The sequence below is a fragment of the Streptomyces sp. NPDC002935 genome, from assembly GCF_040611295.1.
In the GTDB taxonomy this organism is placed as follows: domain Bacteria; phylum Actinomycetota; class Actinomycetes; order Streptomycetales; family Streptomycetaceae; genus Streptomyces.
Genome location: NZ_JBEXNW010000001.1, coordinates 228,873 through 255,563, shown reverse-complemented (window position 1 = coordinate 255,563; position 26,691 = coordinate 228,873). Strand labels below are relative to the sequence as shown.

Here is a 26,691-nt window from a genome sequence, read left to right as displayed (position 1 = left end):
GGCAGCCCCGGATCACCCCGGCGAAGATCCACACAGGGCCAACCTCCCGCAATGAACGCAATGCACGGTTCGTCACACGGCATTCACCCCGGATGCCACACCCAACACCCTTGACAGCACTGACAACTTGGATCCCAAATGGTCCTTGCGCATCGAATTTGACAACGTTGTCCAGGTGCAGGGAGGGTGCTCGCGCATGCAGCACAGAGCTCGGTACAGACGGAGTTCGACGAGTCGGACCGGATGGCTTTCCCCGACGGCACTGGGAGTGGCGGCACTGTCCCTGGTGGCGGCCTCGCAGGGCGTGGCGGTCGCCCTGCCCGCCCAAGCGGCGGCCGCCGACCGGGATTTCAGCTCCTCGTTCGAATCGGGCGATCCGGCTCCGGACTGGCTCAACACGGTGGATACGGCTTCCGACGGGACGAAAAGGTCCTCCGGTGTCGACGGCGGCTACAGCACCGGCATCCCCGGCAATGTGACCGACCATGTCACCGACGTGCGCGCCAGCGGCGAGAACACCGGCGCGGGCGAGGTCAAGGAGAACCTCGTCGACGGCGAGTCGAGCAGCAAGTGGCTGACGTTCGAGCCCACCGGCTGGGCGGAGTTCGACCTGGACGCGCCGGTCAAGGTGGTCACGTACGCGCTCACTTCCGCAAACGACCACGACGAGCGCGACCCCGCGGACTGGACCCTCCAGGGCTCCACCGACGGCAAGGACTGGAAGACCCTCGACACCCGTTCCGGCGAGTCCTTCGGCGAGCGGTTCCAGACGAAGTCGTACGACATCGAAGGCCCTGTCGAGTACCAGCACTTCCGGCTCGATGTGACCAAGAACAACGGCGGCGACATCCTCCAGCTCGCCGATGTCCAGTTCTCGACGGGCAAGAGCGACGACCCGACGCCCAAGGACATGCTCTCGCTGGTGGACCGGGGGCCGAGCGGCTCACCGACCGCGAAGGCCGGCGCGGGCTTCACCGGCAAGCGGGCCCTGCGCTACGCCGGTACCCACAAGGGCGACGGCCGGGCGTACTCGTACAACAAGGTCTTCGACGTCGACGTCGCCGTCGGGCGCGACACCGAACTCTCGTACCGGATCTTCCCCTCGATGGCGGACGGCGACCGGGACTACGACGCCACGAACGTGTCCGTGGACCTGGTCTTCACGGACGGCACCTCACTGAGCGGGCTGAACGCCACGGACCAGCACGGATTCGCGCTGACTCCGCAGGGTCAGGGCGATTCCAAGGTGCTCTACGTCAACCAGTGGAACAACGTGAGCTCGCGGATCGGTTCCGTCGCGGCCGGGAAGACCGTCGACCGGATCCTGGTCGCCTACGACTCGCCGAAGGGCCCCGCGAAGTTCCGCGGCTGGCTGGACGACGTCTCGCTGAAGACGGCCGCTCCGCAGAAGCCCAAGGCGCATCTGTCCGACTACGCGCTCACCACCCGCGGCACCAACTCCAGCGGCGGCTTCTCCCGCGGCAACAACTTCCCGGCGACGGCCGTCCCGCACGGCTTCAACTTCTGGACACCGGTGACCAACGCGGGCTCCCTGAGCTGGCTGTACGACTACGCTCGTGCAAACAACGCCGAAAACCTGCCCACCATCGAGGCGTTCAGCGCGAGCCATGAGCCGAGCCCCTGGATGGGTGACCGGCAGACCTTCCAGGTGATGCCGTCGGCCGCGTCCGGCACCCCGGAGACCGGCCGGGCGGCCCGCGAACTGGCCTTCCGGCACGAGAACGAAACCGCGCGGCCGTACTACTACGGCGTGACCTTCGAGAACGGCCTCAAGGCGGAGATGGCGCCGACGGATCACGCGGCGGCCCTGCGCTTCACCTATCCCGGTGACGACGCGAGCGTGATCTTCGACAACGTGACCGAGCAGGCGGGGCTGACGCTGGACACCTCGGCGGGTGTGGTCACCGGCTACTCGGACGTGAAGTCCGGCCTGTCGACCGGCGCCACGCGGCTCTTCGTCTACGGGGTGTTCGACGCGCCGGTGACCGATGGCAGCTCCAGCGGCGTCAAGGGCTATCTGAAGTTCAAGCCCGGCTCCGACCACACCGTCACGCTGCGCCTGGCCACCTCGCTCATCAGCCTCGACCAGGCCAAGGACAACCTGCGCCAGGAGATCCCGGACGGCACGTCGTTCGGGGAGGTCAAGGCCGGAGCGCAGCGGCAGTGGGACCGGCTGCTCGGCAAGGTCGAGGTGCAGGGCGCGACGCCGGACCAGCTGACGACGCTCTACTCCAGCATGTACCGGCTGTACCTGTACCCCAACTCCGGTTTCGAGAAGGTGGGGTCGAAGTACCAGTACGCCTCTCCGTTCTCCCCGATGCCGGGTCCGGACACTCCCACTCACACCGGCGCGAAGATCGTCGACGGCAAGGTGTACGTCAACAACGGCTTCTGGGACACCTACCGGACGACCTGGCCGGCGTACTCCTTCCTGACACCCGGTCAGGCAGGTGAGATGGTCGACGGGTTCGTGCAGCAGTACAAGGACGGCGGCTGGACCTCGCGCTGGTCCTCGCCCGGGTACGCGGACCTGATGACCGGCACCTCGTCGGACGTGGCGTTCGCGGACGCGTACGTCAAGGGCGTCGGCTTCGACGCCGAGTCGGCGTACGACGCGGCGCTGAAGAACGCGACGGTCGTCCCGCCGACCTCCGGTGTCGGCCGCAAGGGCATGACCACCTCTCCCTTCCTCGGCTACACGAGCACCTCCACGGGCGAGGGCCTCTCGTGGGCCATGGAGGGCTACGTCAACGACTACGGCATCGCCGAGATGGGCCGGGCGCTCTACAAGAAGACGGGCAAGAAGCACTACAAGGAGGAGTCGGACTACTTCCTCAACCGCGCCCAGGACTATGTGAACCTCTTCGACTCCAAGGCCGGCTTCTTCCAGGGCCGGGACGCGAAGGGCGACTGGCGGGTCGACTCCGCGAAGTACGACCCGCGTGTGTGGGGCTACGACTACACGGAGACCAACGGCTGGGGGTACGCGTTCACCGCGCCGCAGGACTCGCGGGGACTGGCGAACCTGTACGGCGGCCGGGGCGCGCTCGCGGAGAAGCTCGACACGTACTTCGGGACCCCCGAGACGGCCTCGCCGGACATCGTGGGCTCCTACGGCGGGGTCATCCATGAGATGACCGAGGCCCGGGACGTACGGATGGGCATGTACGGGCACTCCAACCAGGTGGCCCACCACGTGAACTACATGTACGACGCGGCCGGACAGCCCTGGAAGACCCAGAAGAACGTCCGCGAGGTCCTCTCCCGTCTCTACGCCGGCAGCGAGATCGGGCAGGGCTACCACGGTGACGAGGACAACGGCGAGCAGTCGGCCTGGTACCTCTTCTCCTCGCTCGGCTTCTACCCGCTGGTGATGGGAAGCGGCGAATACGCCATCGGCTCACCGCTGTTCACCAAGGCCACGGTCCACCTGGAGAACGGCCACGATCTGGTGATCAAGGCACCGCGGAACAGCGCGAAGAACGTGTACGTGCAGGGCGTGCGGTTCAACGGCAAGCAGTGGAAGTCGACTTCGCTCCCCCACTCGCTCATCTCCCGCGGCGGGGTGCTGGAGTTCGACATGGGCGCCAAGCCGTCCTCGTGGGGCACCGGCAAGAACGCGGCGCCGGTGTCGGTCACCGAGGACGACAAGGTGCCGTCTCCGCGCGCGGACACCCTGAAGGGGGACGGCGCGCTGTTCGACAACACCTCGGCGACGGACACCGCGGTCACTTCGGTGGACCTGCCGGTCGGCGCCGCCACCGAGGGAGTCCAGTACACGCTGACCTCCTCGGACCACGCGAAGGCTCCGGCCGGCTGGACCCTCCAGGGTTCCTCGGACGGAACGACGTGGAAGGACCTCGACAAGCGCTCCGGTGAGTCCTTCCCCTGGGACAGGCAGACCCGGGCGTTCACGGTCGCGGACCCGGGCTCGTACACCCGCTACCGCCTCGTCCTCGACGGCGAGTCGACCCTCGCGGAGGTGGAACTGCTGGCCTGAGCCACACCTGAAGGGAAAGGGGCGGGCCCGGAGGAGACTCCGGGCCCGCCCCGCGTTCATGGGTGGATCGGCTCACGGGCCCACCGGCCCCGTGGACTTACCCGCACGGGCTCACGGGCTGACCGCCAGGGTGAAGACGTGCAGGTCCGCGTTGTCCGGGAGCTTGACGCTCTTGACGGTCTTGCCGGCCGGGGCCTGGAAGGGCTTGGTGGCGAAGACGTAGGTGGCGACCAGGTCCTTGTCGGCGCCGGCGACGTTGCGGTAGGCGGCCTTGGCGACGGTCTCGTTGCCGTACTGGACGGTGCCGCCCCCGCCGCCGACGGTCCAGTCGGTGAAGGACAGGTCGACGGAATCGGTGCCGCCGTCGGTGTAGGTGACGGTCGCCCTGGTCTGCTGGTTGCCGTTCACCGCGCTGCCGATGAAGGACAACCGGCCTGCGGGCTCGGTCAGTTCGATGCTCTGCGCGGTCGCCGAGGCGTTGTCGGGGCGGCCGGACGGCGAGTCGGGCCAGGTGTAGGTGAGACCGTCCACCGTGCCCTGGCTGCCCGGGGTCAGGCCCACGGCGGCGAGGGCCTGGCGGGAGTAGCTCCAGCCGCCGCCGTCGTAGTCGGCCTCGTCGTGGTCACCGCTGTCGTCGGAGACACCGGTGTTGTTGTAGGCGGCGAGGAGGGACCCCGGGGCCGCGACCGTCAGGGCCACCGGCTGCGCGTACGACGTGTCGGCCGATGTGACGGCGACCTTGACGTCGTAGAACCCCTGTCTGGCGTCGTCAGCGGCGGTCAGGGTGATCCGCTGGGCGCCGTCGGTCACCGTGCCCTCGGCGGGCGTCGCCGTCACCCCGTCGGGCACGTCCACGTGGAAGCGGACCTCGGGGCCGGCGCCGCCGCCGAGGGCGAGGGCTCGGATGTCGAGCGCGGTGCTGCCGCCGGGCGCGAGCGTCGCCGCGGTCGGGCCCACACCGATCTGATACGGCTGCTCACCCTTGCGGAAGGACGGCGGCGCGGCCGTCTCGGCACTGCCCCAGCTCTTGTCGGGCGTGCCGGACAGCGTGTAGTCGAGCGTGCCGCCGTCGCGGACGAAGGAGGCCGGGAGCCACGGCCGTTCGCTCGCACGGCCGTCGACGCGCAGCGACTGGACGTACGGGGCGTCCGCGGCCGCGCCCCGGGCCCGGATCTCGATGTCGTCGCCGCCCGGACGCTCGATCTCGATCCTCGGGAACAGCGGTGAGGACAGGGTGAGTTCGCCGCGGGAGGGCACTTGCGGGTACATGCCGAGCGCGGAGAAGACGTACCAGGACGACATCTCACCGAGGTCGTCGTTGCCGGGGATGCCGCCCGGCTGCGTCGACCACAGCTTGCCCATCGCCGCACGGACGGTCTCCTGCGCCTTGTAGGGCGCGCCCGCGTAGTCGTACAGGTAGGGCACGTTGACCGAGGGCTCGTTGTCCAGCTCGGACTTGTCGCCGCCGCTGCCGGTGAACGCCCAGCTGCCGTCGGCGTTGTGGAAGAAGGTGTCGAGGCGGTCGAGGGCCTTGGCGCGCCCGCCCATGGCGGCGAAGAGGCCCGCCGGGTCGTGCTGCACCATCCAGGTGTACTGGGCTGCCGTGCCCTCCACGAAGCCGTTGCCGGTCGCCGGGGTGAAGCCGGTGACCCAGCTCCCGTCGGCCTTGCGGTTGGCGATGTAGCCGCCGCCGGGGTCGGCCGCGATGTTGAAGTTGTTCTGCCACCACTGGGAGCGCTCCGCGAAGTCGATGGCGGTCTTCTTCTCCCCAGCCGCCGAGGCCAGTTGGGAGATCGCGAAGTCCGCGCCGGACATCTCCAGGGTCTCGGCCGCGCCGCCCCAGGCGTTGGACACGGACGGCATGTAGTGGTGTTCGAGGTACTTGTCGAGCGAGGGCCGCTGACCGACCGAGAGTACGGGCTTGCCCGCCGCGGAGAGGTCCTGCTCGGTCGGTACGGTCGCCGCCTTCACCAGGGAGGCGAGCGCGCCGCGCATGTCGAAGTCCGTGCCGCCGAAGGCGCGGATGCCCGCGAGAGCCGCCGGTGACGGGTCGCCGTTCATGACGTGCGTCCCGCTCGCGCCGTGCAGCCAGCGGTCCCAGACTCCCCCGTTCTGCCGGGCGAGTTCGAGCAGTGACTGCGCGATGTCGGAGCCGGTGTCCGGGTTGAGCAGGGTCAGCAGCTGGACCTGGGAGCGGTAGACGTCCCAGCCGGAGAAGGTGCCGTACTGCGCCGCGTGGCCCCGGCTCACGGTGTGCACCTTGTCGTCGGGGCCCCGGTATCTGCGGTCGGCGTCACTGATGACGTTCGGGTGCAGGAGGGCGTGGTAGAGCGCGGTGTAGAAGGTGGTGCGGTCGGTGTCGGTGCCGCCGCCGACGCCGATCGCGCCGAGCCGCTCGCGCCAGGCACGGTGGGCGGCGCGGCGCACCGAGTCGAAGGAGCGGGACGGCGGGTTCTCGGCGTCGAGGTTGGCGGCGGCGCCGTCCTGACTGACGTACGAGATACCGACCTTGACGTTCACCGGGTCGGTGCCGGGTTCGAACTCCACATAGCCGCCCGCCCCCTTGCCCGCGACGGGTCGGCCGCCCTGCTCGAAGCCTCCGGTGCCGCCGCTCGCGTCGGTGGCTCCCGGGCTCAGCTTGTCGTCCCGCCAGGTGCCGGTGGCCTTGAAGTCGCGGTCGAAGCGGGCGGTGAAGTACAGCGTGTAGTAGGCGCGTTGGCCCTCGGGGTCGAGGTAGCCGCAGAAGTTCCCGGAGGTGACCGAGCCGGAGACCGTGCGGGTACCGGGGTCGATCCGCACGGTCGAGTCGGTCGACCCGATCTCGGAGTTGGCGGTGCGGATCAGCAGCGAGGCGGGCTTGTCGGCCGGGAAGGTGAAGCGGCCCGAGCCGGTGCGCGCGGTCGCGGTGAGGTCGGCGGTGACTCCGGAGGCGAGTCCGACCTGGTAGTGGCCGGGCTCGGCCTTCTCGTCGGAGTGGGCGAAGTCGGCCGCGTAGACGGCGTCCTTGGTGTCGCTCGCCGGGGACGAGGTGACCTCACCGGCGTACGGGAAGAAGGGAATGTCGCCGCTGCCGCCCGCGCATCCCGTTCCGGACATGTGGGTGAGGCTGAAGCCCCGGACGCGCGTGGCGTCGTACTGGTAGCCACCGGGCGCGGCCGTGCGGGTGGCGTCCCCGCGGGTGTTCTCCGGGCTCCACGAGAGCATCCCGAAGGGGGCGACGGCGCCCGGGAAGACATTGCCGCCGTTCTTGGTGCCGATGAGCGGGTCGACGTACGTGGTGGGGTCCTGGACGAGTTCCGGCGGGCCGGACGGGGGTGCAGCGAGCGCCGGAGTGGCGCCGGCGACCGTCAGGGCGACGGCCAACAGGACGGATGACGGACGGAAACGCATGACGCGGCCCCTCCTCCTTCGGACGGGTCGCGCACCACAGGTCGCACAAGCCGCAGGGACAGTAACGTGCGCCACGGGTACCACGGAAGACCGCCTGCGCCGCCGGGACGCGCCCGCCACCCACTCCAATGGCACCACGGGGGACACGGCCGGCACCTTGACACCCCGGCACCCCCTGCACCCCCTGCACCCCCTGCACCCCCTGCACCCCGGCCGATGGCGCGGCCCGCGCCGGGTCACCGCGTCAACTGGCTTGACATCGTTGTCCGTTGAGGCGATAGAGTCGTGCACAGACCGTTCGACAACGTTGTCGCACACCACGGTCGCCACAAGCCGCACCATCCCGGGCAGGGCCTCCCCCGACCCGCCCGGGCTCGCGGACCGGGCGGGTCCGAACCCACCCACCCGGTCCGCCCCGAGCGTCGCTTGTTCAACCGACCTGACAGGGCAGGGCTGTTGACGGATCGCCGCCCGAGCCTGCGACGACGTATCCGAACGTCGTACTGCCGCCCGGACTCAGCGAGCCGTTCCAGTCGGCGTTGTGCACCATCACGTCCTGTGCGCTGTAGGTCGCGTTGCCGTTCCACAGGCTGGCGACCGACTGACCGCCCGGCAGCGTCCAGTCGACCATCCAGCCGAGCATCGGGACGTCGCCGGTGTTGGTGACGGTCACCTCGGCCTGGTAGCCGCCGGACCAGCTGTTGGTGGTGCGCCGGGTCGCGGAGCACGCGCCGGGCGGGGGCTCGGTCGGGTTGCCGGGATCATGGATACCGGTGACCTCGCCGTTGCCGCCGTCGAAGACGACGTCGGAGCAGGAGTAGAAGGTCTCCGCGCTGTCCGAGCGTTGCCAGACCATGTAGACGATGTGACGGCCGGACTTGCCCGCCGGCAGCCGGCCGCTCCAGGAGTAGTTGGCCTGGACCGTACCCGGGGTGCCGTTGAGCGGTGGGTGGTCGACGGTGAGGAACGGCTGGTTCTCCATGGCGTCCCAGGTGAGCGTCCGGGTCGGGTCGAAGCCGTCCTTGGTGATGTAGACGTAGAACCAACCGGGGTGAGCAGCCCAGGCGTTGTACGCGAAGTCGACGGTCGCGCCCGAGGTCAGATGGGTCAACGGCCAGTCGGAGCGCGGCAGATCGAAGCCCGTGAAGTTGGGGTTGCCGCCGCTGCACAGCTGACCGTCCGGGACGAAGCCGCGGGTGCGCCCCGCGCCGTCCGAGCGCAGCACCGAGAACCAGTTGTAGAACGGCGTGGTCCCGCTGACCTGTTGGGCCGCCCTGCAGGCCGGGTTCACGGGTTTGATCTCACCGGTGTCGGTCAGTCCGTCCTGCCAGCACAGGAACGTGCGGCTGCCGGGCTTCATGGGGGTGCCGTGCGCCTCCGCCCGGCCGCCGGTCACGACGATCAGGGCGAGGGCCGGAAGCGCGGCGAGCAGGGCGAGTAGGACGAGGAAGGGGGCTGGGCGGTAGCGGCCGGAGAGCCGGGTTCGGGAGAGCGGCCGTCGCGGGCTCGCTGATCGCGGGCCCGCTAAATGGGGTCTTGTTAAGTGCATGACAATCCACTCCTTCACGGGACCGTGCGGGATCAGGGTGAGGCGGGAGCGGCTCCGGGGGCGGGTTCCGGTCCGCCCTATGGGAGCGCTCCCACCTCATTCGGAACGTAGCGCGCACGGGAACCCCTGTAAACGCCTCGCGCATCGCGGGCACCCGTTGGAGGTCGCGCCCCGGTTCCGCGGACGGGCCCGTGAGCCGTTCGCGTTCACGAGTTGGAGTGGAGTTGGAGCAAGCCTGAGCACCGCCGATGTCCTGAAAGCGACTTCGGGGGGCGACGGCGAAGGGCCGCACCCCCGTCACCGGGGATGCGGCCCTCGACTGCCTGCGAGCTGTCTTACATCTGCCCTACAACTGCGTTACCGGACCGCTTAGTTGCGGATCAGGTTGCGCAGCACGTACTGCATGATGCCGCCGTTGCGGTAGTAGTCCGCCTCGCCGGGGGTGTCGATGCGGACGACCGCGTCGAACTCGACGCCGGTGTCGGTGGTGACCTTCACCGTGCGCGGGGTGGTGCCGTTGTTGAGCTCCTCGACGCCGGTGAAGGAGAAGGTCTCCTCGCCGGTCAGACCGAGGGACTCGGCCGTGGCGCCCTCCGGGAACTGGAGCGGCAGGACACCCATGCCGATGAGGTTCGAGCGGTGGATGCGCTCGTACGACTCGGCGATGACGGCCTTGACGCCGAGGAGCGCGGTGCCCTTGGCGGCCCAGTCGCGGGACGAGCCGGAGCCGTACTCCTTGCCCGCCAGGATGACCAGCGGGATGCCCTGCTCGATGTAGTTGCGCGAGGCGTCGTAGATGAAGGAGACGGGGGCGCCTTCCTTCGTGAAGTCGCGGGTGTAGCCGCCCTCGGTGCCCGGCGCGATCTGGTTGCGCAGGCGGATGTTGGCGAACGTACCGCGGATCATGACCTCGTGGTTGCCGCGGCGCGAGCCGTAGCTGTTGAAGTCACGACGCTCGACACCGTGCTCCGTGAGGTACTTGCCTCCGGGGGTGTCGGCCTTGATGGCACCGGCCGGGGAGATGTGGTCGGTGGTGACCGAGTCGCCGAGCTTGGCGAGGACGCGTGCGCCGGCGATGTCCGAGACCGGGGTGGTCTCCATCGTCATGCCCTCGAAGTAAGGGGGCTTGCGGACGTACGTCGACTGCGGGTCCCACTCGAAGGTGTTGCCCTCGGGGATCGGCAGCGCCTGCCACTGGGCGTCGCCCGCGAAGACGTCCTGGTAGGACTTGTTGAACATGTCCTCGCCGATGGCGTTCGCCACGACGTCGTTGACCTCGGCCTCGGAGGGCCAGATGTCGGCCAGGAAGACCGGCTTGCCCTCGGTGTCGGTGCCGAGCGCGTCGCGGGTGATGTCCACCTTCATGGAGCCCGCGAGGGCGTAGGCGACGACCAGCGGCGGGGAGGCCAGGTAGTTCATCTTGACGTCGGGGTTGATGCGGCCCTCGAAGTTCCGGTTGCCGGAGAGGACCGAGGTGACGGCGAGGTCGTGGTCGTTGACGGCCTTGGAGACCTCCTCCGGCAGCGGGCCGGAGTTGCCGATGCAGGTGGTGCAGCCGTAGCCGACGAGGTTGAAGCCGACCTTGTCGAGGTAGGGGGTGAGCCCCGCCTTGTCGAAGTAGTCGGTGACGACCTTGGAGCCCGGGGCGAGGGTGGTCTTGACCCACGGCTTGCGGGTCAGGCCCTTCTCCACGGCCTTCTTCGCGACGAGCGCGGCGGCGACCATGACGTACGGGTTCGAGGTGTTGGTGCAGGAGGTGATGGCCGCGACCGTCACCGCACCGTGGTCGATCTCGTAGGTCGAGCCGTCGGGGGCCGTGACCGTGACCGGGTTGGTCGGCACGCCGTTGGCGGAGGCCGGGGAGTCGGAGGCCGGGAAGGACTCCTTGCCCGCCTCGTCGTCGTCGGCGACGTAGTTGCGCACGTCGCTCGTGAACTGCACGGCGGCGTTCGCGAGGACGATGCGGTCCTGCGGGCGCTTCGGGCCGGCGATCGAGGGGACGACCGTGGAGAGGTCGAGCTCCAGCTTCTCGGAGAAGTCGGGCTCGGCGGCCGGGTCGAGCCAGAGGCCCTGCTCCTTGGCGTACGCCTCGACGAGCGCGAGCTGCTGCTCGGAGCGGCCGGTGAGCTTGAGGTACTTGATGGTCTCGCCGTCGATCGGGAAGATCGCGGCGGTGGAGCCGAACTCCGGCGACATGTTGCCGATGGTGGCGCGGTTGGCCAGCGAGGTGGCGGCGACGCCCTCGCCGTAGAACTCGACGAACTTGCCGACGACGCCGTGCTTGCGCAGCATCTCGGTGATCGTGAGCACCAGGTCGGTGGCGGTCGTGCCCGGGGTGAGCTCACCGGTCAGTTTGAAGCCGACGACACGCGGGATGAGCATGGAGACCGGCTGGCCGAGCATCGCGGCCTCGGCCTCGATGCCGCCGACGCCCCAGCCGAGGACGCCCAGGCCGTTGACCATCGTGGTGTGCGAGTCGGTGCCGACCAGGGTGTCGGGGTACGCCTGGCCGTTGCGAACCATGACCGTGCGCGCCAGGTGCTCGATGTTCACCTGGTGGACGATGCCGGTGCCCGGCGGGACGACCTTGAAGTCGTCGAACGCGGTCTGGCCCCAGCGCAGGAACTGGTAGCGCTCCTTGTTGCGGCCGTACTCCAGCTCGACGTTCTGCGCGAACGCGTCGCTGGTGCCGAACTTGTCGGCGATGACGGAGTGGTCGATGACCAGCTCGGCCGGGGAGAGCGGGTTGACCTTGGCCGGGTCGCCGCCGAGCTCCTTGACGGCCTCACGCATGGTGGCGAGGTCGACGACGCAAGGCACGCCGGTGAAGTCCTGCATGATCACGCGGGCGGGCGTGAACTGGATCTCCTGGCTCGGCTGCGCCTGGGAGTCCCAGTTGCCGATGGACCGGATGTGGTCGGCGGTGATGTTCGCGCCGTCCTCGGTCCGGAGCAGGTTCTCCAGCAGCACCTTCAGGCTGTACGGAAGGCGAGCCGAGCCTTCCACCTTGTCCAGCCGGAAGATCTCGTACGACTCGTCGCCCACCTGCAGCGTGCTGCGGGCGTCGAAGCTGTTCGCCGACACGACAGTCTCCTTCATTGATGTGCGCGTTCCCACCGCATCCTGCCGCCACGACGTCATGGCCGATCCGCTAAGGTAAGGCTAAGTTAGGTAGCCCTTACCATCAGATGGACGACGCAGTGCGACTGCGGTACGCCTCGGCAGATATCTCGATGTCGAGATAACTCTAATGCATGGGGGCGGGCAGGTCATGTCCGGGCGCCCTCATGTCCGGCCGGTGTCGCTTGTCCGATCGGAGTTACTTGCCCCATCGGCGCCACTTGTCCGATCGGGGTTGCTGTCCGGTCGCGGCACGATGCCCCCGCGTCGGCCACAACCCCGCGCGGTCCCGGGAACCTGCCGATCACGGCCGACCTGGCGGGCGTGGTGGTGCGGCACCCGGGTGGACCGAAGCGGTCCACCGATACCGCGCCGGCCGTCAAGAAGCGCTCGCCGTTCCCGCACACCGCGGCGGTGCTACGGCACTTCAGGGGCCTGGGGTGAGAGCGGGAGACGGGTGACGATACGGGCGCCGTGCGGGTGGGGCTCGGCGGTGAGGGTGCCGTGGTGGTGGCCCGCGATGTCACGGGCGATGGCCAGGCCGAGGCCCGCACCGCCGAGGTCACGGCTGCGGGCGTCGTCGAGGCGCGTGAAGCGCTCGAAGATGCGGTCGCGGTCGGCATCCGGAATGCCGGGTCCGTCGTCGCTCACCTCCAGCACGGCCGTGTGAGCGGCCCGGTCGGTGTGCACGGCCAGCTCGATGTGCTGGCCGGCATGGCGCTGGGCGTTGTCGAGCAGGTTGGTGAGGAGTCTGGTGAGCCGGCTGCGGTTGCCCTCGATGGTGACGCCTTCTTCCAGCCTGGCGTCGATCCGGATCCGGTCGCCGTGGCGTGCGGCGAGGGTCGTCCGGCACAGATCGGCCAGGTCCAGCGGACCGCTCTCGACGGGCTCGGCCGCGTCCAGCCGGGCCAGGAACAGCAGGTCGGCCGCAAGGTCCTGGAGCCGAATGGTGTCCTCCAGGACCTCGCTGACCAGGTCCGGCCACAGCTCCGGGTCCGGGTGGGCGAGGGCGACCTCCAGCTGGGTCCGCAGGACGGTGATGGGGCTGCGCAGTTCGTGCGAGGCGTCGGCGATGAAACGGCGCTGGCGGACGACCGCGTCCTCCAGGCGGTCGAGGGTGACGTTCATGGTGCGGGCGAGGCGGGCGACTTCGTCCCGAGAGTCCGGGACCGGGACTCGGCGGTGCAGAGCGTGCCCGGTGATCTCGGCGACCTCGGACCGGATGGCTTCCACCGGACGCAGCGCCCGGCCGGTCACCCACCAGGTGACCAGGGCGACTGTGGCCAGCAACAGCGGGGCGCCGATGCCCAGAGCGACGGAGGTGATCTCGTCCGCCTGGTCCGCGTCCCGCAGTGAGGTGCCCGCGTACACGGTGACCGTGCTGCTGCCGGGGGTTGTGGCGGTGACGGCGACGATCCGCTGGCGGTGTTCGTCGTGGAACGGCTCGCCGGACCAGGTGGCGCGCAACGCGCCCTCGTCCGGGCGGAGATGGCCGATGGGCGGACGGCCGGTGAGGTTCTGGCTGGCGGCCACGACGCGGCCGTCTGCGTCCACGACCTGGATGAAGTCGGCACCCGGGGCGACGGGCAGCAGGTCCGGGAGCCTGCCCTGGGCGGCCAGCCGCCCCACCGTGTCCGCCTGCTCGGTGGCGGCCTCCTTGGCGCTGCGCTGGAGGTTGGCGTGCAGGGTGCCCAGGAGCGCGAAGGAGGCCGCGGTCAGGGCGAGGGCGACGACCGCGGTCGCCCCGAGCGTCGCCCGGGCTCGCACCGATCCCGGCCACAGGCGTCGCGCGAGCCTCACCACGGTGGGGCGCAGGCGCCTGGTCAAGCCCAGGATCTCGTCGGGACGGGGGAAGAATCGCCTAGCCACCGTTGACCGCCAGCCGGTATCCGGCACCTCGGACGGTCTCCAGGGCGGACCGGCCGAACGGGGCGTCGATCTTGCGGCGGACGGCGCTGACGTGGACCTCGACGAGATTGAGGTCCGCCTCGAAGGCGGAGTCCCAGACGTGTTGGAGGATCTCGCGCTTCGTCACCACTTCGCCCGCGCGCCTCGCGAGGTACTCCAGGATGGCGAACTCCCGCGTGGTGAGCCGTATCTCGTTGCCGCCGCGGCTGCACGTTCGGCGGGCCGGGTCGATCACCAGGTCGCCGAGCTCCAGGGTCGGAGGGAGCCGACGGCCGGTGCGGCGGTGGAGTGCGCGGAGCCGGGCGACCAGGACGACGTAGGAGAACGGCTTGGACAGGAAGTCGTCGGCACCGGTGTCCAGCGCCTCGGCCTCGTCGTACTCGCCGTCCTTGGCGGTGAGCATCAGGATCGGCGTCTCGCTCCCGACCGCGCGCAGCCTGGCGCAGACCCGGTAGCCGTTGAGGCCGGGCAGCATGATGTCGAGCACGATCACGTCATAGCTCTGCTCCAGGGCGAGCCACAGCCCCTGGTTCCCGTCGTGGGCGACATCGACGGTGAATCCCTCGGCCGTGAGGCCTCGCTGCAGGGCGGCGGCGAGCCGCCTCTCGTCCTCGACCACCAGTACGCGCACGGAGTACAGCCTCGCATGCCGCCCGGGCGGTGGCTGAAGACGCCTTCAGCTGCCTTCAGCCTGGCTTCAGCAACGGTGCTACAAGCTGACCGCAGGAGCCGGCATCGGGCCGGCCGAGGCGATCAGGAGCCCCAGCATGTCCCAGCCCGTCCCGCCGGAGCAGTCCGAGTCCACGCCGACCAAGTCGTCCGGGAAGCGCCTCCCGCGCCTGCCTCAGCTGGGGCGGAGCCGCTGGCTGGCACTCGGCGTCGGGGCCGTCCTGCTGGGCGGAGCCGTGGCCGGCGCCGCCGTGGTCGCCGACCACGACCGCGGCGAAAACGGCGACCACATGCACATCGAGGCAGTGCCCGGCTGGAAGGGCGGCGACGGCGGCGAGCGTCGCACCCGCGGAGAGGGCCGAGGCGAGAGCGGCTTCAAGAACGACGAGTCCAGGACGCGTCAGAACACCGAGGACGGTCAGGACAGCGAGAACGGTGACAGCGGTCTCGCACCCGCGCCGGTACCGGCGGTGTCGGCTGCCAAGGCGATCGAGGCGGCCGGCAAGGCGGTCCCCGGTGGCAAGCCGGACGCGCTGCGCGTGGTGGTGCAGCAGGGCGGTGGAAGCGGCTGGGAGGTCGAGGTGCTGGGCACCGACGGCGTCCGACACCTGGTGACCCTCGACGGTGCGACCGGCGCCGTGACCGGCAACACCGTCGCGTCCGCCGCCCGGATCGCCGGACACTGAAGAGCGCGGCTCTTCTGAAGGGCGCGGCTCTTCGGGGGAGCTGACGCGACCTGCGGCTTCGGCCCTTCGACGGTCCGCGGTGCGCTGTACGGACGCAGGACAACCCGGACGGTTCGATGCTCGTCTCACGCTCTCCTGGCCCCGCCTGGGCCCCAAGCCCCCAAGCCCCCAAGCCCCCAAGCCCCCAAGCCCCCAAGGACGGAATCCGACGCCGCCCCGGAGCGCCAACTCGTCCCCTCAGGGCGAAAGTTGGCGCCCGAAGCCGAGGACAGGCACATCGGAGCCGTTACGGGGTACCCGGTGTTGGCCGGGAACGCCCCGGCGCAACCGACGCAAGGGGGGCACTCATGCCGCTCACCTTCCGCAAGAGCTTCCGCATCCTTCCGGGACTGCGGCTCAACATCAACCGCAAGTCATGGTCCATCACCTCGGGCGGAAAGAACGGGCCGAAGCGCACGCACAGCAGCACCGGACGCAGGACGACGTCGATGGACCTGCCGGGGCCGTTCGGCTGGCGCAAGACGACCCGCAAGGCAAAATGACCCAAGAGCAACAAAAGGACCATACCCGACGAACCGTCACGGAAGCACTTCTTCACGGCACTCATCGGCGGCGACGCCGACCGGCGGCCCCCTCGGCACGCCGCGAGCGTCGCCGCCGTGCCGGCCCGGGGCACCCGAACTCCCCCTCGAACGCTGCCCGGTGGACCCGGCCACTCGGAAGGCCGCGCTCCATTTTTCTTTATCTCACATCCGATATACGGTCGCGCCATGGCAGACGACTACCTCGTACGTATCGGCAAGCTCATCCGTGACGCCCGGCAACACCGGGGCTGGACACAGTCGCAGCTTGCCGAGGCGCTCGGCACCAGTCAGAGCGCCGTCAATCGCATCGAGCGCGGCAACCAAAACATCAGCCTTGAGATGATCGCCCGAATCGGTGAGGCCCTGGACAGCGAGATCGTCTCTCTCGGCTATGCGGGTCCGATGCATCTACGCGTCGTCGGCGGGCGTCGTCTGTCCGGCTCGATCGACGTCAAGACCAGCAAGAACGCCTGTGTCGCACTGCTGTGCGCGACGCTCCTGAACAAGGGGCGCACCGTGCTGCGCCGGGTGGCCCGGATCGAAGAGGTGTACCGCCTTCTGGAGGTCCTCGGTTCGATCGGTGTCCGCACCCGGTGGATCAACGACGGGGTCGACCTGGAGATCGTGCCGCCGAGTGAGCTGGACATGGCGTCGATCGACGCCGAGGCCGCCATCCGCACGCGGTCCATCATCATGTTCCTCGGCCCGCTGCTGCACCGCCTGGACGCCTTCAAGCTGCCGTACGCGGGCGGTTGCGACCTGGGCACCCGGACCATCGAGCCGCACATGATCGCGCTGCGCCGGTTCGGCCTCGACATCGCCGCGACCGAGGGGCTCTACCACGCCCGGGTCGACAGGTCGGTCACGCCCGGACGGCCGATCGTGCTGACCGAGCGCGGGGACACGGTCACCGAGAACGCGCTGCTCGCCGCCGCCCGCCACGACGGCGTCACGGTCATCCGCAACGCGTCCTCCAACTACATGGTCCAGGACCTGTGCTTCTTCCTGGAGGCCCTGGGCGTACGGGTCGAGGGCATCGGCACGACCACGCTCACCGTGCACGGCGTGCCGAACATCGACGTCGACGTGGACTACTCGCCCTCCGAGGACCCGGTCGAGGCGATGAGCCTGCTCGCCGCCGCCGTGGTCACCGAGTCGGAGCTGACGGTCCGCCGGGTGCCGATCGAGTTCCTGGAGATCGAGCTCGCGGTTCTGGAGGAGATGGGCCTCGACCACGACCGCACGCCCGAGTACTTCGCGGACAACGGCCGTACGCGGCTGGTGGACCTGACCGTCCGGCCCTCCAAGCTGGAGGCGCCCATCGACAAGATCCACCCGATGCCGTTCCCTGGCCTGAACATCGACAACGTCCCGTTCTTCGCTGCCATCGCGGCCTCCGCGCAGGGCAAGACGCTGATCCACGACTGGGTCTACGACAACCGGGCGATCTACCTGACGGACCTCAACCGCCTCGGCGGCCGGCTCCAGCTCCTCGACCCGCACCGGGTCCTCGTCGAGGGCCCGACCCGCTGGCGCGCCGCCGAGATGATGTGCCCGCCCGCGCTGCGGCCCGCCGTGGTCGTCCTGCTCGCGATGATGGCGGCCGACGGCACCTCGGTGCTGCGGAACGTGTACGTCATCAACCGCGGCTACGAGGACCTCGCCGAGCGTCTGAACTCGATCGGCGCGCAGATCGAGATCTTCCGGGACATCTGATCGACGGAGTGTCGTGCCCCTAGGAGATGAGGGGCACAACACTCCTAAATGCCTGCTGACCTGCTGTTACACACGTGCGGGATCCTCCATTGATCATCGCTGTTTTTCATCACCTTGGGCAACGCGCGTGCAAGATGATCTTAAATTGGTGACGATGCTTCAGAGATATCTGAGTATCCGTCAGTCTTCACGGAGAGTGCTCGCCAAAGGGCCTCGCAATGTCCGCACCGACGGCGCCACTGGCGTTTCTGAGATCCGGAGTTCAGTCCTCGCCGCGCACGCGCATCAATCGCACTACACCGCTACGGCCAGTTCCAGCCCGGACCTCCACGCGCACCGGCGCTCCTTCGATCATCCGGCTGCCCCCCACGTCCGGGTCGGCGACCTGCTGACCGAGGCGCCCGCCGACAGCATCCGCGACACCCCTGCCCGGGAGCGCGACGAGACGAGCAGTGAAACGCGTGCTGCCGTCGTCGGGCCTGCCAACGGAATGGGAGAGCGGACGCGTACGTCGAGGCCAGCAAGGTCATCAAGACCATGAAGGACACCTGCGCGGACATGTCCGTCAAGTACAAGGAGACGGCCCGGGGCGGGCTCGCGGTGAACATCATCGAGTGTTGAGGTAACAGGCTCTGACCAGCGCGTTTGTGTCTTTCAGCGCTGTCAGGGCCTTCCCTGCTTACGCGGGGGAAAGTCCCCGGAACGTCCCTGGGACAGGCTTGAAAGTCCGCGAAAAGTCCCCGGGATGTCCCCCGAGGCACTTCGCCGATTGCGGTTGGGTACGGGCCGACTTCAGGACCGACCCGGCGATCTTGAGGCCGCCTGGGTACGAGTGCAGTGGGTACACGCCAGGTAGCGAGACCTACGCATTACGAGACAGAGCCTCCGTATCCCCGGGCACCGATCTGCATGTGGCTCGCTCCTGCTCCGCTGGCCCCGGAAGCAGCAGATGTCCTGTCAGACCCCATCGGTACGCTCCCCCTGAAGTGCAGCGAGCATGAGGGGAAGCAGTGGTCGGGGACGTAGTCGGAGATGCGCCAGCGGTACTGGGAGCGGGGAATCGCGCTCCCCGAGGATTGCAAGACCCCGGAGAAGTGGGAGGCGGTCTACCGGACTTACGGTACGAAGTTCGAGATCGTCGACCAGCTACCACCCGTGGGCCGGTGGAGCTTTGAGACCTTCACCGCGTATCTGCTGTACCGCGACGTACACGACGAGATCCGGAAAGGCGGAGGCCCAGGCGATGCGGCGGTGGACCTGATCTACGACGAACTATGGGAGGAGGACGGTCAGGAGAATCGCCATCGAATCGCGGTGCAGTGCAAACACACCACGGTCGGGAGGAACGTGGGGGCGCCGACGCCCTACGAGGTCAACGGCACGGCCTTCGAAGAGCACGGCGCAGATTCCGCCTACGTTGTCACGAACGGTGGCTTCACGCAGCCAGCCATCGACTTCGCCAGCAGGCACACCCGCATCAAGCTCATCGGCCGCGACAGGTTGCGCCAAGCCTTCATTGGCGGGGCGACGTTCCAGACGGTGCTGGCCGGGCTGCCGCTGCCGCGTTTCGAGGGCGGGCGCCTGGTCCTGGCGGTCGACGTGTCACCATGGCTCCGCTCGGATGCGCCATGTTCAGCAGAGCGGCTGTTTTGCCACGTCTACGGCCGCGCGAAGACAGCATCGCAGTTCATTCCGGGCTGGCCCTACTCCTTCGTGGCCGTGGTGGAGCCGGGTGCCATCTCTTGGACCGCGATTCTTGGACACGGTTCGGCTCGGCCCGGCGGACGATGCGACCGCGGTCACCGCCGCCCAGCTCCGAGGAGTGGTTGAACGGTTCGTCGCCGCAGGCCAGTGGCAAGCCGGGGACCCGGCCATCGTGATCGTCAGCGACGCCGGCTACGACGTCACCCGTCTGGCCTGGGTTTTGCGCGACCTGCCGGTCGAGATGGTCGGCAGGGTCCGCTCCGACCGCGTCATGCGCCTGCCGAAGCCGCCGAGGATGCACGGCGTCAACGGCCGGCCGCCCAAGCACGGCCCGGAATTCCGTTTCACCAAGCCGGAGACCTGGCCCGAGCCCGCGATCACTGACACCAGCAACTACGGCAAGGCCGAAACCCACGCGTGGGACCGGGTGCACCCCAGGCTCACCCACCGCTCCTCCTGGCCCGACCACGACGGCGAACTGCCCCTGGTCGAGGGCGCGTTGATTCGGCTGAAGGTCCAGCACCTGTCGACGGACCGGGGTGCCCCGCCGGTGTGGTTATGGTCCTCCAGAACCAGCGCCACCCCTGACGACGTGGACCGTTTCTGGCAGGCATTTCTCCGCCGCTTCGACCTGGAGTACACCTTCCGCTTCGCGAAACAGACCCTGGGCTGGACCACCCCGAAACTCCGCACTCCCGACACCGCGGATTGTTGGACCTGGATCCTGATCGTCGCCCACACTCAGCTCCGACTTGCGCGGCCCCTCGCTGCAGACCTCCGCCGGCCCTGGGAGAAACCCGCCACCTCCGACCGGCTCACCCCGGCCCGGGTCCGCCGAGGGTTTCGGAACATCCGCGTTCACCTCGCCTGCCCGACCCGTGTTCCCAAACCCCGAGGAACCGGCCCCGGACGGCCACCCGGCGCCAAGAACAAACACCGGGCCCCCTACGACGTCGGACCGGTGAGTGGATCGGCCGCGAAGCCAAGGACACCCAGCGCATACTGCGGGGCATCCGTGATCCATTCGCTGATCGCGATGAGCGAGCGGGCCCCGGTCAGCACGGCCGAGACGGCCGCGCACAGCAACGCGACCGCCGGATACCGCAGTCCCCGCGCATCGCGGGGATCGGTGACCAGGATCAGGAAACGCCGCAGGTCAGCGACATCGCTTGAGGTGAGGGAATCAGTCTGGGAGCCCAGTTGCTCCAGCGCGGAAGGGATGGGCGATGATGTTCGGGCAGGCACGGTCTCGCTCGGTTCTCATGGGTCTCGACAACCACATGATCACCAGCACCGTGCCTGCTCTGCTCTCCGGGGCTCCTTTGCCGCACAACGGACATGACGCCACGTCACCCGCGAGACGGGCGAACCGGACCAATCCCAATCACGCAATGCCCCTGAACCGAACCCTTCTTGTCGAAGACGAGTCGCCCGTCGTCCGCCGCGCCGAAGGTGGCCAGGTGTTCGCGGAGCTCGGCGACGAGGTGAGGCGGGGTGGGCACCCGCCTGACGTCGTCAGCAGGCCGGTTCTTCAGACCGCAGACCCCGCGGCCGCTGTTCCGCCTCGGCCAGGGGCTCGGTGGCGAGGATGGCGCGCGAACTCGTTGCGATGGGTCACGGCCAGTAGCCCCGGTAAGAACTGCTCCGGACGACTCTGCGTCTCCTTCCTTCAACGAGGGTGCCAGCTCGATGAACGGTGTCGGTGTCAAAGACGAGCAGAGATCCTGCGGGTGCCTCAAATGCAATGGCACGGGAAAGAAGGAATGACTTGCGCTGCCCGTAGACCGCATAGAAAGTATCCTGGGAAAGCGAGTCGAAGACATCGACCCGAATCTTCTCGACATCGTCCAACCTCAGCCAGTCACTCTCCCTCAGTCGGCGGGTGCTCTGCGTGGTTCCGGGAATCGCGTGAAATGCGCCGTTCTCTCTGTCGACGTCGTCCAAATAGACGAGAAATTTGAGCGTGCCCATCTCATCGTAATGATATGGCATAATCTCATCATTCGGTTTGAAGTCATCGCAGAGAACGAGATGTCGGTTCAATGTGCAGGGCTTGCCGAGATAGAGAGCCGTGACGCATGCCATCCACTCCTGCGTGAAGATCTCGCACGCCCGGGGAAGCACCTTCCCCAGGTCTTCTCCGTGATGATATTTAAGATGCAGGCCAGTACGTGTTTGACCGTAGCGTTTGGATATATCCTTTCCGGTGGATGTGAGCGGCTCGATTTCATGACCTGCTACAGCGGCAAAGGCTTTGTCGAACTCTTCCTGCAGCGAGGCCAGCGCACCACCCGTAAGCCATCCCGGCACAAAGGCTACACCGAAACTGTTTACCATTCCGACGATTTCCTCTGCCAAGTCGTCACTCGCACCACCGATTGTCAGGTCCGAGATACCGACGCGCCCAGAAGAGCGTTCTCCGATGATCATATCCTCGCCTCAGTGAAGACGCCATTCCCTCGCTGCAGCGAGGCAAGCTTTCTCAGATATTTCAAATGAGAAATTGAATGAAGAATCCGGAAAGAGGTTTCCAGTCCCCCAGGGCTGATGCTGACAGACAACCATGCTTCCAGCAAGTGAATGGGAGAGTTCTGAACCAGCCCTGATCGACGGCTGACTACCGTCCAACCGCACACCATGAGCAGTTGAACGACGGAAACCCCGTCACTCCGGCACGGCGGGGAGATACCCACGTTGAACAGCATGGGCACCGGCCTGGAAGCGACTCCGCGCCTCGAGGTGATCGAGGAGTCCGGCAGCGATCCTGCGCACCGTGCGTGCCGAAATGCCGAGGCTTTTCGCTATCGCCTCGTCGGTGCTCCCTCGCGCCATCAAGCGCAAAACCTCGCCCTGCTGTTTCGTGAGCCCGTCGGGACCCGGCCTCGGGCGAACGCCCAACGGTTCCGCCGACTGCCATACGCTTTCGAAGAGCGCGCACATAAGGGTAACCGTCCCGGAATTCTCGATGGCAACGGCTCCGGTTCCCGTGTTCCCGCTATCCGCTGCGACCAGGGCAGTCCGCCGATCGATGATGATGACGCGATTGGGCAACGTGGGAGCCGTACGGATCTGCGCACCTAGGCTTTCGAGCCACTCCGCGTGCGCCAGGGTCGGCGGATCACGTCGGATACTGTCGAGGTAGACCGTTCTCATCCTGACCCCCCGTTCGAGCAGTCGACGATTGAGCGGGCGGGATGCAACCATGTTGGCGGCGGTCTGGGCTCCCCCAGGCGCGAACGTCAAGAACTCATCCCGGACTTTTCTGTTGAGTAATTCAAGATGCTCCCTGATGGCATCGACGCCTTCGATGTACTGCATACCGCCGCCAGAGCCGACGGCATATTCCTGCCCGTACCTGGCGATCGCCTCCGCAATGGTGGCTCTACTCGCCTCGACCCTTTGCTGTTGCGCCGCCAGTTCGGCTTGTTGTCGCGCCAGCAATGCCTCCAGTCCGAGCAGGGGATTGACTGCGCGCACCCGGCTCTGGCCCTCTACCGAAGGGCGAACGAGCGCGCGCTTGCTCAGTTGGTCAAGCGCGTCACGTAGAGCCGACTCAGGCATGTCCAGGCGGGCTGCCCAATCAACGGCATCCTCCTGCGGGTGAGCCAGCATGACTCGATACACCGCTTCTGCGGCTGAATTAATTCCTAGTCGATTGAGCATGACTCCCCCGGACGCTTCGCTCCACTCGCCATCAGCTGCTACGGCGAGCATATCCAAGCGACTTTGGGCGATCTGCTCCACAAAGAGAGAATTGTCCACTCCTAGCAGAAATTATTTTAGGAGCTATTTAGAGCTCACCAGACGTGCAAATTTTCACGAATCTGCCAAATTTCTGCCAGTCGCCTCCCATATCCCTGATGGCCAAAATGACCTATCTAGTCCATATTCACCTCGCACCCCGTGACCCCGACATGCTCCTGCCCACGCTCAGCGCGGCAGCGATCGCCGGCAGCACGACGCACCCTGGGGTCGTGCACGTGGTCGTCCATCCTTTGGCTCGGCCCCACCCCGTCATCGGTCTCTACATTCGGGAGGCCACGTTGGATCAGGCAGAGACGTCCGCGCGGCAGGTTTGGCGGCATGCCGTGGTCTCTGAACCATGGCTTGATAACTGGGATTTGGTCTGCGCCGAGGTACCTCTCATCATGGTTTTCGACGGATAGGCGGCATACCGGCGAACGAGATCACCGGCACCAGGTCTGTCCTCAGGCGGCCATGGCCGCTTTGCTCGCCCGGGATCCTCTTCTCTCCTCCGCTGACGGACCGCAAGACTTCAGTCACCGGCCGGCCCCGTCAGTGAAATCAAATGCCTTGGGGAGAGACAGAGATGCGTCGCATCAAGCTTCTGGGAGCAGCGGTGGCCGTCGCAGGGGTGCTCGGCGTCAGCGGGGCGAGCCTGCTCAGCGTCTCCGCACCGATGCCCCCGCGATCGATCGAGGCGGACTCGGGATGGCAGACCGTCGGCCCCTCGGCTTCCCCGAACAGCGACTCGGGATGGCAGTAGGAAGCCGGATCCGAGCCGACTTCGAGGGTCTGCCATGACAGCGTCATCCACACAGTACGACTCCGACTACCTGCTCAGGCTCCGCGACAAGCTGCAGATGGCCCCGGTCGAGACCGTAGCGCTGCAGGAGCTCACGATCGCCGGGTCACCGCGCAGCACCATCGAAAGCCCTGACTACACGCGCACACTCGCCGAGTTCGACGGGCCTTTGCCACCCATCCTCGTGCACCACGACTCGATGACGGTGATTGATGGAATCCACCGTCTTCTAGCCGCACAGATGCGGGGGCGGACGCACATTGACGTTCGCTACTTCGAAGGCAGTGCAGAAGACAGCCAGTTGCTGGCCGTGGCCCTGAACGTCGCCCACGGTCTGCCGCTTTCACTCGAAGAGCGTACGACGGCAGCGTTGCGCATTCTCACGCGTCATCCGGACTGGTCCGACAGGTCAGTCGCATCAATAGCCGGCCTGTCACCGAAGAAGGCCGCGGACATCCGTCGCGACCTCTTCAGCGACGCGATGGGAGGCAAACGAGTGGGTCGTGACGGTCGCACGCGCCCGCTGGACGCCTCACAGGGACGCATGCTGGCAGCCGAGTTCCTCATGCAGAACCCAACGAGCTCACTGCGGCAGATAGCAAAGGAAGTCGGAATCTCCCCCACCACCGTCGCCGACGTGCGAGACCGTCTGGCGCGCGGAGAGAGCCCGACCTTGCACGAAGGTCTCCCCCTGCGGCGCCCGTCCGAGCAGCGGCGCCCAGCGCGCCGGCCGGCGGCGTCTCCTTCCCCGTCAGGCAGCGTTCCTGTCGCCGAACTCGGGACCGTTCTGGAGATGCTGCGACGAGACCCTTCCCTGCGTCTGAACGATGTCGGACGGTCCATGCTCCGCCTGCTCGATGCCAGCGCCGCATTTGCCAGGAACAGGGAGAGCATCGCTGCCAGCTTGCCCCCGCATTGCATGACTGCCATGGCAAAACTTGCGCAAGGCTACTCGCGTAGCTGGCAACTCCTGGCAGAGGAGCTACGCGACCTCAGCGGTGGCGTGTAAACGGGGCATGCAGTACCTGCACACGGGGTGTCTTCGTACGCGGGTGTCCGCCGTTGAACGACGGCGGACACCCAACCGGTCTCACGCCTTTGCCGGCTCCTCCAGGCGGGGGAAGAGGACCGCGCCCTTCGTGACCGTGGAGCCGGCGGGCAGCCTGCCCCAAGTTCCAGTCTCCTGGACTGTCTGATCGGCGAGGGCACCCAGGGACGTCTCGGCCCCCAGGGAGTCCCAGAGCTTCTCGGAGGTGTCCGGCATGATCGGGTGCAGGAGCACCGCGACCGCCCGGAGCGACTCCGCAGCGGTGTACAGGATCGTCGCCAGGCGTGCCTGACCCTCCTTGGAGGTGTCCTTGGCGACTTTCCACGGCTCCTGCTCCGTGATGTAGCCGTTGACCTGCTTGATGAAGTCGAAGATCGTCAGGATGCCGCCCTGGAAGTCCAGCTCCTCGCCGATCCTCCGGTCGGCCTCGGCGACCGTCGTGGCCAGACCGTTCTGAACCGCCTTCTCGGCCTCGCCCGCCGTCGATGCTTCCGGCAGGGAGCCTTCGAAGTACTTGCCGACCATGGCAGCCACGCGGGACGCAAGGTTGCCGTAGTCGTTCGCCAGCTCGCTCGTGTAGCGGGCCGTGAAGTCCTCCCAGGAGAAGGAGCCATCCTGGCCGAAGGCGATGGCGCGCAGGAAGTACCAGCGGTACGCATCGACGCCGAAGTGTGAGGTCAGATCCTGGGGCTTGATGCCCGTCAAGTTCGATTTGCTCATCTTCTCGCCGCCGACCATCAACCAGCCGTTCGCGGCGATCTTGCCGGGCAGCGGCAAACCGTTGGCCATCAGCATCGCAGGCCAGATGATTGCGTGGAAGCGGAGGATGTCCTTGCCGACCAGGTGGACGTCAGCCGGGAACGTCGACTCGAACTTCTCCGGGTTCTCGTTGTAGCCGACCGCCGTGGCGTAGTTGAGCAGCGCGTCGACCCAGACGTAGATGACGTGCTTGTCGTCCCAGGGAATCGGGATGCCCCAGTCGAAGGTCGACCGGGAGATCGACAGGTCCTGCAGGCCCTGGCGGACGAAGTTCACCACCTCGTTGCGCGCGGACTCGGGCTGGATGAAGCCGGGATTGGCCTCGTAGTGGGCGAGCAGCTTGTCCCCGTACTCGCTCAGCTTGAAGAAGTAGTTCTCCTCCTTGAGGATCTCTACCGGCTTCTTGTGGATCGGGCAGACCTTCTGCCCCCCGTACTCGCCCTGGCCGTCGATCAGGTCACCGGGAAGCTTGTACTCCTCGCAACCCACGCAGTACGGGCCTTCGTAGCCGCCCTGGTAGATCTCCCCCTTGTCGTAGAGATCCTGGACGAACTCCTGGACGCGGTCCGTGTGCCGCTTCTGCGTCGTGCGGATGAAGTCGTCGTTCGCGATCTCGAGGTGCTCCCAGAGCGGCTTCCAAGCCCCCTCCACGAGTCTGTCGCACCATTCCTGCGGGGAGACCCCGTTCGCGTTCGCGGTGCGCATGATCTTCTGACCGTGCTCGTCCGTGCCAGTGAGATACCACACCTGCTCGCCGCGCTGACGGTGCCAGCGGGCCAGCACGTCACCTGCGACGGTTGTATAGGCGTGACCCAGGTGAGGAGCGTCGTTGACGTAATAAATGGGGGTGGTGACGTAGAACGCCTTCGCCCCGGCAGGCTCGGATCCATTGGACTTCATGACGGACAAGCCTAGTCGTACCGTTCCTCCCCCACTCCGCCGAACAGCCTTGCGGCGCCGTACTGTTGGACACGAACGAGAAGCGCCCGCG

The 26,691-nt window shown here is 67.5% G+C and carries 16 protein-coding genes and 4 pseudogenes; 10 read left to right on the top strand and 10 right to left on the bottom strand.

Translation table 11 applies throughout. The features are described from left to right. The first annotated feature begins 283 nt into the window (after positions 1-283). Positions 284-4,021, top strand: a complete 3,738-nt coding sequence (locus ABZX90_RS01070) for a GH92 family glycosyl hydrolase (protein WP_355200866.1) — start codon at positions 284-286, stop codon at positions 4,019-4,021. 111 nt (positions 4,022-4,132) lie between these two features. Here ABZX90_RS01070 and ABZX90_RS01065 read toward each other — a convergent pair whose 3' ends face one another. The 5 genes from ABZX90_RS01065 to ABZX90_RS01045 form a co-directional block, all read right to left on the bottom strand. Further along, a complete protein-coding gene (locus tag ABZX90_RS01065) occupies positions 4,133-7,411 on the bottom strand; it encodes a GH92 family glycosyl hydrolase (protein WP_355200630.1) in 3,279 nt (1,092 codons plus the stop codon). A gap of 430 nt (positions 7,412-7,841) precedes the next feature. Next, positions 7,842-8,960 (bottom strand): lytic polysaccharide monooxygenase, encoded by a 1,119-nt coding sequence (locus ABZX90_RS01060; RefSeq protein ID WP_355200628.1) that lies wholly within the window; start codon positions 8,958-8,960, stop codon positions 7,842-7,844. A 369-nt stretch (positions 8,961-9,329) separates the two neighbouring features. Further along, entirely contained in the window at positions 9,330-12,044 is a 2,715-nt protein-coding gene (gene acnA / locus ABZX90_RS01055) for an aconitate hydratase AcnA (protein WP_351121307.1), read from the bottom strand. 453 nt (positions 12,045-12,497) lie between these two features. Continuing rightward, the gene (locus ABZX90_RS01050) at positions 12,498-13,907 is read right to left on the bottom strand and encodes an ATP-binding protein (protein WP_355200626.1); all 1,410 of its coding nucleotides are present in this window, start codon (positions 13,905-13,907) and stop codon (positions 12,498-12,500) included. 34 nt (positions 13,908-13,941) lie between these two features. Next, positions 13,942-14,619: a response regulator transcription factor gene (locus ABZX90_RS01045; protein ID WP_351121310.1), complete on the bottom strand. Its 678-nt coding sequence runs from the start codon at positions 14,617-14,619 to the stop codon at positions 13,942-13,944. Positions 14,620-14,755: 136 nt separating this feature from the next. On the opposite strand from ABZX90_RS01045, the gene ABZX90_RS01040 reads away from it, so the two are divergent. The 6 genes and pseudogenes from ABZX90_RS01040 to ABZX90_RS01015 all read left to right on the top strand — a co-directional run. Next, positions 14,756-15,343 carry a PepSY domain-containing protein gene (locus ABZX90_RS01040; RefSeq protein WP_355200624.1) on the top strand — a complete coding sequence of 196 codons (588 nt, stop codon included), beginning with the start codon at positions 14,756-14,758 and terminating at the stop codon, positions 15,341-15,343. A gap of 347 nt (positions 15,344-15,690) precedes the next feature. Then, the gene (locus ABZX90_RS01035; RefSeq protein WP_266763518.1) at positions 15,691-15,885 is read left to right on the top strand and encodes a DUF4236 domain-containing protein; all 195 of its coding nucleotides are present in this window, start codon (positions 15,691-15,693) and stop codon (positions 15,883-15,885) included. A 228-nt stretch (positions 15,886-16,113) separates the two neighbouring features. Further along, positions 16,114-17,643, top strand: a complete 1,530-nt coding sequence (locus ABZX90_RS01030; RefSeq protein WP_351121314.1) for a UDP-N-acetylglucosamine 1-carboxyvinyltransferase — start codon at positions 16,114-16,116, stop codon at positions 17,641-17,643. A 504-nt stretch (positions 17,644-18,147) separates the two neighbouring features. Beyond that, positions 18,148-18,264 (top strand): annotated as a pseudogene (locus ABZX90_RS01025) (hypothetical protein); the annotation flags it as partial. A gap of 411 nt (positions 18,265-18,675) precedes the next feature. Next, a pseudogene (locus ABZX90_RS01020) lies at positions 18,676-19,140 on the top strand (restriction endonuclease); the annotation flags it as partial. A 42-nt stretch (positions 19,141-19,182) separates the two neighbouring features. After that, positions 19,183-20,305: pseudogene (locus tag ABZX90_RS01015) on the top strand (NF041680 family putative transposase); the annotation flags it as partial. Here the strand turns inward: ABZX90_RS01015 and ABZX90_RS01010 are convergent. From ABZX90_RS01010 to ABZX90_RS00995, 4 genes and pseudogenes are all read right to left on the bottom strand, one after another. Then, on the bottom strand, positions 20,293-20,592 hold the full coding sequence (locus ABZX90_RS01010; protein ID WP_351121709.1) for a transposase family protein: 300 nt from the start codon (positions 20,590-20,592) through the stop codon (positions 20,293-20,295). The pseudogene ABZX90_RS01015 and the gene ABZX90_RS01010 overlap by 13 nt on opposite strands. Positions 20,593-20,747: 155 nt before the next feature. Continuing rightward, positions 20,748-20,885, bottom strand: a pseudogene (locus ABZX90_RS01005) (site-specific integrase); the annotation flags it as partial. A 76-nt stretch (positions 20,886-20,961) separates the two neighbouring features. Continuing rightward, positions 20,962-21,777: a phytanoyl-CoA dioxygenase family protein gene (locus ABZX90_RS01000; RefSeq protein WP_351121316.1), complete on the bottom strand. Its 816-nt coding sequence runs from the start codon at positions 21,775-21,777 to the stop codon at positions 20,962-20,964. 234 nt (positions 21,778-22,011) lie between these two features. After that, positions 22,012-23,091: a helix-turn-helix transcriptional regulator gene (locus tag ABZX90_RS00995; protein WP_351121318.1), complete on the bottom strand. Its 1,080-nt coding sequence runs from the start codon at positions 23,089-23,091 to the stop codon at positions 22,012-22,014. A 116-nt stretch (positions 23,092-23,207) separates the two neighbouring features. Between ABZX90_RS00995 and ABZX90_RS00990 the strand changes: the two genes are divergently transcribed. The 3 genes from ABZX90_RS00990 to ABZX90_RS00980 all read left to right on the top strand — a co-directional run bounded on the left by ABZX90_RS00990 (position 23,208) and on the right by ABZX90_RS00980 (position 24,902). After that, positions 23,208-23,513: a hypothetical protein gene (locus ABZX90_RS00990; RefSeq protein WP_351121320.1), complete on the top strand. Its 306-nt coding sequence runs from the start codon at positions 23,208-23,210 to the stop codon at positions 23,511-23,513. 164 nt (positions 23,514-23,677) lie between these two features. Continuing rightward, a complete protein-coding gene (locus tag ABZX90_RS00985) occupies positions 23,678-23,854 on the top strand; it encodes a hypothetical protein (protein ID WP_351121322.1) in 177 nt (58 codons plus the stop codon). Between the two features lie 34 nt (positions 23,855-23,888). Further along, entirely contained in the window at positions 23,889-24,902 is a 1,014-nt protein-coding gene (locus ABZX90_RS00980; protein WP_351121324.1) for a winged helix-turn-helix transcriptional regulator, read from the top strand. Between the two features lie 81 nt (positions 24,903-24,983). Here the strand turns inward: ABZX90_RS00980 and metG are convergent, their stop codons facing one another. Then, positions 24,984-26,600, bottom strand: coding sequence for a methionine--tRNA ligase (metG, locus tag ABZX90_RS00975; RefSeq protein WP_355200620.1), 1,617 nt, complete (start codon positions 26,598-26,600; stop codon positions 24,984-24,986). Positions 26,601-26,691: the final 91 nt, after the last annotated feature.

Excerpts from the sequence above, each read along its gene's own strand:
- ABZX90_RS01065 (WP_355200630.1), bottom strand. The coding sequence starts at position 7,411 with ATGCGTTTCCGTCCGTCATCCGTCCTGTTGGCCGTCGCCCTGACGGTC.
- ABZX90_RS01060 (WP_355200628.1), bottom strand. The coding sequence starts at position 8,960 with ATGCACTTAACAAGACCCCATTTAGCGGGCCCGCGATCAGCGAGCCCG.
- ABZX90_RS01040 (WP_355200624.1), top strand. The coding sequence starts at position 14,756 with ATGTCCCAGCCCGTCCCGCCGGAGCAGTCCGAGTCCACGCCGACCAAG.
- ABZX90_RS01035 (WP_266763518.1), top strand. The coding sequence starts at position 15,691 with ATGCCGCTCACCTTCCGCAAGAGCTTCCGCATCCTTCCGGGACTGCGG.
- ABZX90_RS01030 (WP_351121314.1), top strand. The coding sequence starts at position 16,114 with ATGGCAGACGACTACCTCGTACGTATCGGCAAGCTCATCCGTGACGCC.
- ABZX90_RS01000 (WP_351121316.1), bottom strand. The coding sequence starts at position 21,777 with ATGATCATCGGAGAACGCTCTTCTGGGCGCGTCGGTATCTCGGACCTG.
- ABZX90_RS00990 (WP_351121320.1), top strand. The coding sequence starts at position 23,208 with ATGGCCAAAATGACCTATCTAGTCCATATTCACCTCGCACCCCGTGAC.
- ABZX90_RS00985 (WP_351121322.1), top strand. The coding sequence starts at position 23,678 with ATGCGTCGCATCAAGCTTCTGGGAGCAGCGGTGGCCGTCGCAGGGGTG.
- ABZX90_RS00980 (WP_351121324.1), top strand. The coding sequence starts at position 23,889 with ATGACAGCGTCATCCACACAGTACGACTCCGACTACCTGCTCAGGCTC.
- metG (WP_355200620.1), bottom strand. The coding sequence starts at position 26,600 with ATGAAGTCCAATGGATCCGAGCCTGCCGGGGCGAAGGCGTTCTACGTC.